This window comes from Sphingobacterium arenae (assembly GCF_014692505.1).
Taxonomy (GTDB): Bacteria; Bacteroidota; Bacteroidia; order Sphingobacteriales; family Sphingobacteriaceae; genus Sphingobacterium; species Sphingobacterium arenae.
Genome location: NZ_JACNYK010000001.1, coordinates 420,155 through 432,483, shown reverse-complemented (window position 1 = coordinate 432,483; position 12,329 = coordinate 420,155). Strand labels below are relative to the sequence as shown.

Annotated in this window: 7 protein-coding genes; 1 reads left to right on the top strand and 6 read right to left on the bottom strand. The window is 44.5% G+C overall.

The genetic code is table 11. The annotated features are described in order from the left end of the window. Positions 1-38: 38 nt before the first annotated feature. The 6 genes from H8B17_RS01810 to H8B17_RS01785 all read right to left on the bottom strand — a co-directional run bounded on the left by H8B17_RS01810 (position 39) and on the right by H8B17_RS01785 (position 9,281). A complete protein-coding gene (locus H8B17_RS01810; RefSeq protein ID WP_190307461.1) occupies positions 39-1,148 on the bottom strand; it encodes a hypothetical protein in 1,110 nt (369 codons plus the stop codon). A gap of 21 nt (positions 1,149-1,169) precedes the next feature. Beyond that, a complete protein-coding gene (locus tag H8B17_RS01805) occupies positions 1,170-2,528 on the bottom strand; it encodes an FAD-dependent oxidoreductase (RefSeq protein WP_190307460.1) in 1,359 nt (452 codons plus the stop codon). A gap of 34 nt (positions 2,529-2,562) precedes the next feature. Further along, positions 2,563-3,987: a RagB/SusD family nutrient uptake outer membrane protein gene (locus H8B17_RS01800; RefSeq protein WP_223816295.1), complete on the bottom strand. Its 1,425-nt coding sequence runs from the start codon at positions 3,985-3,987 to the stop codon at positions 2,563-2,565. A gap of 42 nt (positions 3,988-4,029) precedes the next feature. Next, complete coding sequence (locus tag H8B17_RS01795; RefSeq protein ID WP_190307458.1) at positions 4,030-7,257, bottom strand: SusC/RagA family TonB-linked outer membrane protein; 3,228 nt, start codon at positions 7,255-7,257, stop codon at positions 4,030-4,032. Positions 7,258-7,444: 187 nt separating this feature from the next. Beyond that, the gene (locus H8B17_RS01790; RefSeq protein WP_190307457.1) at positions 7,445-8,641 is read right to left on the bottom strand and encodes a FecR family protein; all 1,197 of its coding nucleotides are present in this window, start codon (positions 8,639-8,641) and stop codon (positions 7,445-7,447) included. Positions 8,642-8,696: 55 nt separating this feature from the next. Then, positions 8,697-9,281 (bottom strand): RNA polymerase sigma factor, encoded by a 585-nt coding sequence (locus tag H8B17_RS01785; protein ID WP_190307456.1) that lies wholly within the window; start codon positions 9,279-9,281, stop codon positions 8,697-8,699. Between the two features lie 221 nt (positions 9,282-9,502). Here H8B17_RS01785 and uvrA point away from each other — a divergent pair, with 221 nt between their 5' ends. Beyond that, positions 9,503-12,319, top strand: coding sequence for an excinuclease ABC subunit UvrA (gene uvrA / locus H8B17_RS01780; protein WP_190307455.1), 2,817 nt, complete (start codon positions 9,503-9,505; stop codon positions 12,317-12,319). Positions 12,320-12,329: the final 10 nt, after the last annotated feature.

The window sequence follows — 12,329 nt, the reverse complement described above, 5'->3', positions numbered from 1 at the left end:
TTAATTGCTTTTGGTTCCTCACTTTGATCCTTCGCAAATTAATCAATCGTTGGAACTTCTTGAAGGAATTTCTTAATTTGCTTAGCTATATATGGATTATTATGATCCAGCAACGCGGTTACACGCCGCAGAATTTCCGGCTCTTTCGGGAGATAATTTCGTAGACACTGCAGTGCAGCAGTCAATACGGGACCATACATTGTTGGCAAGCGGTCGGTAATGTCCAATATAATGGATCTGTCTAGTTTTTCGTATGTACCAAGTTTCTCCATCAACTTGGGTTTCAGCGCCGGCGGAACGCAGTCAAATGCCAACCATAATTTCTGCTGGAAAGAGGAATCTTCACCCCAATCCTTTGGTAAAACAGTTAGGGCATGTAATACAAGGTTGTATGAACTATCGCATAAAAAGCCAACGACCTTATCTTTCACTTGAAGTGGGTGGTCTGACAACATATGCATTCGATCCAGTGCCCAATACCTATCCCAGATATCATCGCTATTCAGCATATCCAGTAGAAACTCAGGATTCAGCGCAGCTTCAGTTGCGTGTTCAACATCCCGCTGCACCTGCCCATAAACGAGGTTCCACATCTTGTGGGTAGTAAAGACCGCTCCTTTTACGACATATGGCAGTACATCTTTGGATGTCGGACGGGTTACAGCATCCACGCCTTCAGCCGCGCTGCTCTGCGGAATTAAATTTTGGTAATTGAAATTGCCTATAGGCGAAAGACTATCGGCCAATATAGCGTGCAGTTGCTGGTACTCCTGTTCATTGAAAGGTTCATGCTCCGCTTTGCTTAAAAATCCCTTTGGAGGCAATTCAAATCCAAGGTATCGACCCGTCACGTTCCAATAGAGGTCTACCCTAAGCAACCGACAAGACCCGTCAAAGCAGACTTCTGTGCTTATCTTCCGATAATACGATATCGGATCGCCCCGTGCAGTCAATAATTGAAAAAGGGTGTCTTTTGGGGCTGAAACCCCTCCCGTATCGATGAGCATACTATTGACATCAGCAACATTTTGCGGCAACGTGGGTGTGGTGAAATAACGAATGGTGTCTTCCTGGCGCTGCTGGCTAAAAGTCGAAGTAACCCCATAGAAAACAAGGAGCATAATAAAAATGGGTTTTAAAAATCTCATGTCCAAATCTTATCTTTCTACCTATCCTTCCGGCACGATAGCGCCGTGTTCCGTCAATAATTTCTTCAGATCCGATATCGCAACCTCCGCAGGTGTTTTACCTTGTGTGTGCGCCAATACGGCGGCGGCAGCTGCAGCTTGCCCCATGCCCATACAGGAAGCCTGGACACGTAAAGCTGAATTTGCCAAACGGTCACTCCCGAGACAACGACCCGCAACGATCAAGTTCCGGCTACCTTTTGGTATAAGGGCCCTTAACGGCACGGATGCAACCCGCCCCTCTTCTAGGTGCTTGGGAATAACCCCCTGTTCGTCGTGAAGGTCTATTGGATAGTAAGAATAGCAAACTGCATCTTCAAAAATTCTCCCCATAACGTAATCTTCATGTGTAACCTGGTAAATACTATCAATGCGATAGGTCTCCCGGACGGCCGTTTCGTTCTGCATATCCAACACCTTTAAACCCGTTAAACCTGGCAGCGTTCGAAGAAACTTCAGTGTTCTAAACAGCGATGCCCGCCCGTTGATGTTTGCAATAGTGTGCGATACAGACGTGGTGGCATCAGCGCCCGCGATGTGTTGCACATTATCACCGGCGTTACGAAGCAAAGATTCAACATGTAGAAACTCTCCTTTAATCAGGTCACCACGATTTACCGCGGCGTTAAATTCATCCTTAATTCGGTTCATATCGAGTTGATCCATGGAATATCCACCAATACGGAACATCAACGTTCCCGGCTGTGTCTCTTTCTCCCGCAGCAAGTTAAATCCTGCCAGCGAAACCGCAAACGCGTTTCCAGTGCAATCAATTAATTGATTGCAGACAATCTCCGTTTTTGTTCCTTTTCCGATCGTCGTTACTTTCCAACCTTCCTTATGTTGCACGACCTCTACCGGTGTTTCGTAAAACCTTAGGTTTACGCCTGCCTCCACACATTTATCTTCGATCATCATCGCATAAAGTGGACCATTTAGACGCACTTGATGATGCCAATGTTGGCGACCGTGAGGAACGGAAAAGTCAGGTAATTTGTCATCATTGAATCCGACGGCTTCCTGCACCATTTCCCAACCGATGCCGCCAATAACCTGCTTGCCCCATGCGAAAAAAATACCGGGAAACGCGACTCCACCGGTCGTGGTAGTACCGCCTAACATACTTCCGTTTTCAACCAAAATAGTTTTCTTTCCCGCCCTTCCTGCTTGTACCGCAGCTACGACGCCTGCTGTTCCGCCACCGATCACCAGGATATCGGTAGTGAGCTTTTCCTTTTTTATTATACGTGGCCCTTGTAGCACCTCTCCTTTGAGTAACCGAGGTGTAGTCAATCCTAAGGAGATTGCGCCCAATGTGGCTATCGCTGACCTTCTTTTCATTTTATCCATTCCTTTAAAGGGTTCTAGATTGTTATCAATATCCGGGGTTTTGATCAGTCACCGGGTCAATTGCATTGTTATAATTTGTCTCGGAAAGGGGAATCGGCCAAAGTAAATGCTTTTGAACGACCAATTTTCCTTTGCCTTGTTGAATGCGCTCGTCCAATTTTCCGGTTCGCTTCAATTCGAACCAACGCTTCCCTTCATATATGAATTCGTACCCTCGTTCTTGTACAACGAGATCCACAAAGGTGTCAGTGTCATAGTCGGCAGGGGCGTAATCGACCGGCGCTGGTTCATTCGGTGCATATCCGTAAGCCCTCCGGTGCACCTTGTTCAGTGCTTCCATTGCCATTATGCTGACCGTATTTTCAGCTTTTGCAGATGCCTCCGCAAAGATCAACAAAGCATCTGATAACCGATATATGGGGAGGTCATTTCCTGCCGTATTCGCATCAAGCGCATCTGGATCCACATACTTTGAACTAACCAGCGTATTTGGCCCCAAACCAAAGTTAATCTGGTCCCAGAGCTGCTTGCGGATATCATCGCTATTCCACGCGATATAATTCGCGTTGGTCGCATCGCCATGAACGGCATAAGCGCCTGTACCTCCTGCTGTAAGCAGTTTGGTACTTGGATGGTTGGATATCCACAAAATGTAATTGCCCTGAGCAGGAAGACGTGCGTACTTCAGTGCAAAAATCTCCTCGGTGCTTGTGGTGATATCCGGTCCGAAAATTTTATATTGATAGTCTTCGGGGCCACTCACGCTTACTAAACTAAAACCTGCTTGGGCAACTTCGTTGGCTAGTTCAGCTGCTTCGTTATAGCGTTCCAATTGCAAGTACACATCAGCCAGTAGGGTTTTAGCGGCCCATTTAGTAGGACGGCCACTAACCGCGGCAGTTTCTGACAGCGATATCGTCGCTGTTGCCAAATCATCCAGAATTAACTGGTAGACTTCTTCTTCTGTACTGCGGGGAAGATCCTTTACGTCCATTGTTTCTTCGGTACGCAACGGCACACCACCCCAATTCCTGACCAACTGAAAATAGGAAAAAGCACGCAGAAACCTTGCTTCGGCAACGTATTCCGCAAACGCTTCGCCCTCTACCACATTCAAGACAACCAGATTTGCGTTCCTGATGGCCAGATAGAAACCATTCCAAAAACCTTGGACGCGCGTTATGTTCGCGTCGTCCAGCCCCTGGTAGTTGCTCAGGGGGGTCCAACTGCCACGACCATACATCCAGTCTGATTGACACTCCAGCGCAGCAATATAATTCGGCATAAGGTCTTTACGCAATGGGCTATAGATCGCATTCACCGCGGCTTCCACTTCTTCTGCCGTATTATAGAAATTCTCCTCCGAGATCTGCTTAGGTGCTTCTTCTAGGGTCTTTTCGCACGCTACAAAAAGTGCAACTATACCCCACATGCAAATTAATCTCTTCATCGTATTTAAATTCAATTTCTTCATCCTATGAACTGTAAAAAGTTAGAAACCGGCACGGATACCGAAGGTGACCGATTTCGCAGACGGGTAGCTATTATGGTCGAGTCGAAAATTCACTTCCGGATCCCACCAGGAATAATTGGTGAACGTAAGCAGATTTTGTCCGCTCACATAGACCTGCAGCCGCTGTAATTTGTTCGTATTCCACGCTTGCAGCGGCAGGTTGTAAGCCAAGGATATGTTTTTGAGTCGTAAAAATGAACCGTCCTCTATAAATCGATCCGACACCTTTACGGGCGTCGATCTACTGATCCGCGGGTAGTCAGCATCGGTATTATTGATCGTCCAATGATTCTCATACACTGTTTTGGGCATATTCAGACCAAAGCCATAGTCCATGGTATTCGTAATAGAGCTCGCATTGAATATATCATTTCCATACGTTCCTTGGAGAAAAAACGAAAATTCGAAATTCTTATAATTCATCACGGAATTAAAGCCATATGTAAAATCAGGGTTGGCGTCTCCAATATATGTTTTATCAGCAGATGTGATGCTACCGTCCTGATTGACATCTCGATAAATAATGTCTCCCTTCTCGTCGTAACCATCCTCTATGTAACCCCAAAACTGTCCGACAGGTCGCCCCTCCCTCAATATGCTGGTAGCATCGCTCACGATGACCATACCGATATTATCCCGTAGAACATCTTCACCGTTGTATAGACTGATTACTTTATTTTTGTTAAAGGCTATATTGGCATTTATATTCCACGTAAAACTGCCTTCAAAAGGCCTTGCTTCGACACCTAACTCAACGCCCCTGTTTTGTACCTTGCCGACATTTCGGATCGTTGTCGTATAGCCCATGGAAGCTGGCAACCGTACATCACTCAGCAAATCACGCGTATTCTTTACATAATAGTCGGCAGTTAATAAGACCCTATTATTCAGGACGCCAACATCTGCTCCAATATCGAACTGCTCGGTAGTTTCCCAGGTTAAGTCGTTCGGCAACCTTGTTAAGGGACTGACCGTATTGAAATATTCATTACCAAATATCGTCTTACCTGCGGACAGTAAATTAAGGGTAGTATACGGATCAATGGCCTGGCTACCAGTAAGCCCCCAACTGGCCCGCAACTTGAGATCCGAAAAGGCAGAAACATTATTCATAAAATTTTCGTTTGAAATACGCCACGCGAGCGCTGCTGAGGGAAAATTACCCCATTTACTTCCCGGCGAGTAGCGCGACGATCCGTCACGGCGAAAACTTATCGTCGCGAGATAACGGTCGTCGTAACTATAATTGACGCGCCCCAAGAGCGAAATTAACACCGACTTTGTATACGCTGACCCGGGTACACCTGGCGTACCAGCTGCGCCCAAGTTGTAGGTCTCATAGATATCCGAAAGAAAGTCCGTCCCTCCGGCATTTACAGCCGTGGTCATAAAATTCTGGTAGGTCAGTCCCGCTACCGCAGCGAAACTATGTTTGTCATTAAACGTTTTATTATAGTTCAATGTATTTTCGTTCAACAGGCTGGTCTGCTGTGTGGAAGATACATTAGCGATTCCCGGGCTATCAAAAAATTTGGTCGTCGTATAATTATCCGAACGGTCATCGCGGTTCTCCAACCCTCCAGCCACTTTAAAGATAAGTTCGGGGGTAATCCGATAGGATACAGCCGTATTGATCAATGCTACGTTTGCTTTGGTTTGTGCTGTACTTTCATTAATCCAGTTAATAGGATTGCGCAGATCTGTTGCCAAAAATGGATAAGCTGTATGCAGTATCCGATAAGAACCATCTTCGTTATAGGGTGTCAGAATCGGTGGAGCAGAAATGGCAGCAGCAATCATGGAGTTGCCTCGATTGCCTCCTTCGCTGTCTCGTCTTTCGGTCGTCAGACGCGAGAGGATCGTATTCAATTCGACGGAAATCTTATCGTTGATTTTATGATCAATACTGCTTTGCAACGAATAACGATTGTAATTGCTTCCTTGAATGATACCATCTTGCCCGAAAAAGCTACCGTTGATGGAAAACCGCGTTTTCTCATTTCCGCCAACTATCCCAAGCGCAGCCGTCGTCATCGGGGCCTTCCTAAAGACAAAATCCTGCCAGTCAAAACCTTCCCCAAATCCGCTTATCTCTTCTTCGTTAAAATAAGGTGTCACATTATCGTTCGTCGCCTGTTCGTTGTAGAATCTGGCATACTCCTGCGCATTCATGAGATCGAGCTTACGGATGAGTTGCTGCGAACTGTAACTGGTTTCAAACGACACATCTGTACGTCCTTCTTTTCCCTTTTTTGTTGTAATGATCACGACACCATTGGCACCACGTGAACCATATATCGCCGTAGCCGATGCATCCTTGAGAATCTCGATACTTTCTATATCAGCGGTATTAACGATGGAGGGATTAGAACCGGCTATGGGAAATCCGTCAATAACATACAGCGGTTCATTACTTCCCTGAATGGAATTTCCTCCGCGAACACGAACAGATATACCGGGACCAGGGGCGCCCGAACTCTGGCGTATATGTACCCCGGGAGCTCGGCCCGAGAGGGCCTGCAATGCGCTGGCATTCGGAAAGGCATTTACCTCTCGAGCCTTTACCTGCGCTACGGCTCCGGTCAAATCCGCCTTCCGTACTGTCCCATACCCTACCACAACAACTTCATCAAGTTCATCCGTTCGATCTATTAATACCACATCGACCACCGTTCTGTTTCCAAGATTTATTTCCTGATCTTCATACCCGACAAACGAAAACTGCAGCATCGCGGCGTCGCCTTCTATACGGAGGATATAATTGCCTCTTTCATCCGTCATCGTACTGTTCGTTTTCCCTCTTTCCAAAACTGTAACTCCCGCAAGCGGTTCACCTCCGCGGTTCGTCACGTTACCCTTCACTATTTTTTCTTGGGTTGGCCTCTGATTGTTCGTAACTACTATCGAAGAATTTTCCTTTCGCATCAATATGATGTTCTTGTCCACCAGTTTATATCCTATATGAAACGGCTCCAGCAGTCCGGTGAGAACTTTCTCGACATGGGTGTCGTTCACCTGTAAGTCCACCAACGCATTTGCCGGAACGATAGATTTATCGTAAAAAATATTATATCCGCTTTGTTTCTGGATATCCTTCAAAACAGCAGTTAGTTTCACATTTTTCCGGCTAAGCGTCACTTTTTGACCAAACGTAAATGCGCTAACCTGCAGCGTGCTTACAAGCATTAAGATCAAGGATAATTTCATGACTAACAATCTAGGTTTCAAACGCCTGCAAAACAGCGTAAGTATATCATATTTTTTATACATTTGTATTTAAGATTGGTTGTTTACTGTTATATGCTAAGACATCAATCGACAAGCCCGTAGGACTTGGTTAATCAGGGGCGGTCGCAACGCTCCTGATTGTTATGTTATTCCAATTTTCTGATTTTTATTTCATAACCAAAATCCTCCTTCCATTGACTTCGAATCTTACCGCTCCTGTTAACTCGACCGTTTTCAACAATTTATCAATATCCTCAAACCTGGAGATCATACCCGAAAACTGCTTATCTTTTAAATCATCTTTCAACACGACATCCACATCATACCATCTGGCAACACTTTCCATAACCTCATTGATCGAGGCGTCTTCGAATGCAAACGATCCATTTTTCCAGGCGGTGACGTAAAACGGGTCCACGGTAGTAATAGCCGTGCTTTTTGATTCTCGTCTATAAACTGCTTGTTGATTAGGCACTAGAACATGACTTTGTCCGTTGTCAAAAGAGATCTTTACAGACCCTTCTACCAACGTTGTTTCAATCGTCTTACCATAGCTGTTCACGTTAAAAGAAGTGCCTAATACTTCTAGCGTTTGCTGATCTGTTTCCACTATGAAGGGGATCCGTTTATCATCCCTATATTGTTTACTCACATCGAAATATGCCTCTCCTTTCAATTCAACACGACGGATATCTTCCCGAAAATTGATCGGATAACGAAGTGTGGAAGAAGCGTTCATCGCTACTTTTGTCCCATCCGATAGCGTTAAATTATACTCTCCACCCCTTGGGGTAATAATGGTGTTATATAGGCTGCCTTTCACCCTTTGTTCACCAGTTACTAAGTAAGTAATAGATCCATCTGCTGTCTTATGTACCGAATAGCCCTCCAACTGGATTATCGTATCATTTTTCAACGCTTCCAAGTCTAATTGAGTTCCATCGGCCAAAACAATCCGGGCTTTATTTCCTCCCGGCTTAATAGTCGAAATTGTATCTGCAGCGCTGAGCTTTGCCTCCGTTGGGTCTGGCCTATTTATAAAATCTATTGTAAATTTTAGAAACACAAGTATACATGCCGCAGCCACTAGCGTGACTAAACGTCTAATTATTTTAATCTTTTTGGTGCCTTTCGAAAAATTCGACTGAAGCCGCTCATCCAAAATAATCCGTTGGAATAAATGTTCAGCATCCGGAACATATCCTTTTGTGTCCGGCGACGATTCCATGAGGATATCCCAGATCCATAGGAGATCTTCATCTGTTTTCTGCTCTAAAATGTTTTTGAGCAAAATAAGATTATCGGCAGATATGGAATTGTCCATATACTGCTGTAGGAGATGAATGAGTTGTCCTTTTTCCAACGTTTATAATGACTGGTTACCTATATAAACGAGTTAGCAAGAAAAAAGGACTACATCAAAATAAAATTTTTAATAAAAAAAGCAGGAGATAAATATTTCTCACGATTAACTTTACTGTCTTTGACGCCGTAATCAATTGGTTTTTAACGGTATACTTAGACACGCCAATCTTTTCCGCAATCTCCTCGTAAGATAACCCATTGATTTTATTTAGCTCATAGACTTCCCGCTGCCTTTCAGGGAGACGCTCAATGGCACTCGTCCACACGTTGTTTAACTCAATCGTATCTAGCGTGTGTTCTGTGCTTTTACAGTCTTCTTTCCAGCTACACTTCAAATGATGGTCAAATTTGGATTTCACCACCTTTTTTCTGAAAATGGAAATCGTTATCCGTTTCGTGATGACAAATAAATAAGGATAAAGGCTCTCGGAATTTTCTATTTTGTCACGGTTTAGAAACAGGGAAACAAACACCTCCTGGACGAGTTCTTCCGCTTCCTCATGATTTTTACTAAACTTATAGGCGTAGTTATAAATTGATTTGTGATAAGCATCAAAAACTTTGCGGAAGGCCTTATGGTCTCCGATCTTGAAATCCGCAAATTCAACGTCCGATATCGTATTTACAATTTGGGCCATTACCAAAAGATTGCATCGTATTCCTGCAGGTTTATATCATAAAATGTACCGTGACAATGAATCTATATTGCCTGATACAACTAGCCATTCAAAAATATCAAAATGTAAACCAACAACTGTCCTGTACTATCCTGCTTTTATAAATTAATATATGACTATGATTTCCTTATTTCCAGTACCTAGGCCAGGCAATTCAGACAAAATCCTTACCTTTGTGGGTTATGTCAAAAAAATCGGAACAAAACGCGAAGTCGTTTATCCAAATTGCTGGTGCGCGGGTCAACAATCTGAAAAACATCGATGTCGATATCCCTAAAAATAAACTCGTTGTGATTACGGGAATGTCGGGTTCAGGAAAATCTTCCCTTGCTTTTGATACCCTCTACGCTGAAGGACAACGACGTTATGTAGAAAGCCTATCTTCCTATGCCCGACAGTTTATGGGGCGGATGCATAAACCGGAAGTGGACTATATAAGAGGAATCGCCCCGGCGATTGCGATCGAACAAAGAGTGATCACGTCCAATCCACGCTCTACCGTGGGTACCTCTACCGAAATATATGATTATCTTAAACTTCTTTATGCACGGATTGGCAAGACCTTTTCCCCCATATCGGGGAAACAGGTCACGAGAGACACGATATCGTCTATTATCGATGAATTGATGACCTATCCGGAAGACACAACCATTACTATCTTTGCTGAACTCATACCGATCAATCAACGAAAGTTAAAAGAAGAGTTATCGTTACTCCTTCAAAAAGGATTCGTTCGGGTGCTTTTTCAGGACAAGATACAGAAGATAGAAGCTGTTATCGGAGACACGCGTATACCAAATGAAGATTTCAAAACGGGAGAAATCCAGATTGTAGTAGACCGTATTCGGCTAGATAAACAAGATGAAACAAATAGTCGCCTTGCAGATTCGCTTCAGACCGCTTTTTTTGAAGGGAAAGGCGAATGTTATGTCGACATCGATGGTGTTAGAAAACATTATTCCGATAAATTCGAACTGGACGGCATCCTATTCGAAGAACCTACACCGAACTTCTTTAGTTTCAACAATCCTTATGGTGCATGCAAACGTTGTGAGGGGTATGGTAAAGTCATCGGCATAGACGCCGATTTAGTTATTCCCGATAAAAGCCGCTCTGTCTATGATGGCGCGATTGCACCGTGGCGTGGAGAAAAAATGGGCGAATGGCTAAATCGTCTGGTGCGTAATGCCCTCAAATTTGACTTCCCTATACATCGTTCCTATAGTGACCTTACATCAGCTCAACAAGAGCTATTATGGACGGGAAATAAATATTTCGGTGGATTGAACCAGTTTTTTGAAGAGCTGGAACAGCAGACTTATAAAATACAATACCGGGTTATGTTATCACGTTATCGTGGAAAAACGGATTGTCCCGACTGTAAGGGATCGCGTTTGCGCAAGGACGCCACCTATGTTAAGATTGCCGGACGATCGATTACGGATATTGTTTTGTTACCGTTAGAAGAGGCCCTGCAATTCTTTAAAGAGCTTAAGTTAACGGAACACGAACAGCTCATTGCGAAGAGATTGCTCGCCGAGATCACCAACCGGCTTCAATTTTTGTGTGATGTGGGATTAAGTTATCTTACTTTAAACCGTTTAAGCAATACACTTTCGGGTGGCGAATCGCAACGTATCAATTTAGCGACATCCTTGGGCAGTTCGTTAGTGGGCTCTATCTACGTCTTAGACGAGCCTAGTATCGGGCTGCACCCGCGCGACACCCAGCGGTTAATCGGCGTACTGAAATCGTTGCGCGATGTAGGCAATACGGTGATTGTCGTAGAACACGAGCAAGAAATGATGGAAGCCGCGGATTACCTTGTCGACATTGGCCCCGAAGCTGGAATAAATGGTGGTCAACTGGTTTTCGCCGGAACTTATCCGGAAATTCTCCAAGATAAAGACAGCCTAACAGGAAAGTACCTAAATGGCCAATTGAGCATCCCCACACCTAAAACACGACGCAAGTGGCGTGATTCCCTTATCGTAAAAGGGGCTCGGGAAAACAATTTAAAAGGAATTAACGTCACCTTTCCGTTAAACGTATTTACCGTCGTAACCGGTGTATCGGGGTCGGGGAAAACCTCCCTTATCAAACGTATTCTATACCCAGCCTTGCAAAAAGCCATCGGTAATTACAGCGGAGAGCAAACCGGTATATTCGATGCCCTGGAAGGCGATATAACCAGCATCGAACAAATCGAGATGATCGATCAGAACCCGATCGGCAGGTCCTCCCGTTCCAACCCCGTAACGTATGTCAAAGGTTGGGATGAAGTACGGTCAGTTTACGCTAACTTGCCCGCAGCCAAGGCAGCAGGACTGAAGCCATCGGCTTTCTCTTTCAATGTCGAGGGTGGTCGCTGTGACGTTTGCCAAGGGGATGGCGAGGTCAAGATCGAGATGCAATTCATGGCAGACATCGTACTCCCTTGCGAAGCTTGTAGCGGTAAGCGATTCAAGCAACATGTGCTCGATGTGGAATATAAAGGTAAATCAGTAGCTGACGTCTTAGACCTCAGTGTAGATGAAGCCATGGAATTCTTTAGCGACATACCTAAAGTTATTGGGAAAATCAAACCTTTACAGGACGTAGGATTGGGTTACGTGAAACTTGGCCAGCCATCGAGTACGTTGTCGGGCGGTGAAGCGCAACGTATCAAGCTCGCTTCTTTTTTAATCAAAGGGAACAACAGCAAAAAGACACTTTTCATTTTCGACGAACCGACAACCGGTTTGCATTTCCACGATATCCACAAACTTCTTAAATCGTTTGATGCACTGATTGCACTAGGCAACAGTATTTTGGTCATTGAACACAATATGGAGATGATAAAAATGGCCGATTGGGTTATCGATATCGGAGCAGAAGGCGGAAATAAAGGCGGAGAGGTTGTTTTTGAAGGTACACCGGAGGATCTTGTTGAATGTAACGAATCTTATACTGGGAAGTATCTAAAAAATCATCTACCTTTATCGACTCTTTCTCAGTAAACTAAACGAT

Excerpts from the sequence above, each read along its gene's own strand:
- H8B17_RS01810 (WP_190307461.1), bottom strand. The coding sequence starts at position 1,148 with ATGAGATTTTTAAAACCCATTTTTATTATGCTCCTTGTTTTCTATGGG.
- H8B17_RS01805 (WP_190307460.1), bottom strand. The coding sequence starts at position 2,528 with ATGAAAAGAAGGTCAGCGATAGCCACATTGGGCGCAATCTCCTTAGGA.
- H8B17_RS01800 (WP_223816295.1), bottom strand. The coding sequence starts at position 3,987 with ATGAAGAGATTAATTTGCATGTGGGGTATAGTTGCACTTTTTGTAGCG.
- H8B17_RS01795 (WP_190307458.1), bottom strand. The coding sequence starts at position 7,257 with ATGAAATTATCCTTGATCTTAATGCTTGTAAGCACGCTGCAGGTTAGC.
- H8B17_RS01785 (WP_190307456.1), bottom strand. The coding sequence starts at position 9,281 with ATGGCCCAAATTGTAAATACGATATCGGACGTTGAATTTGCGGATTTC.
- uvrA (WP_190307455.1), top strand. The coding sequence starts at position 9,503 with ATGTCAAAAAAATCGGAACAAAACGCGAAGTCGTTTATCCAAATTGCT.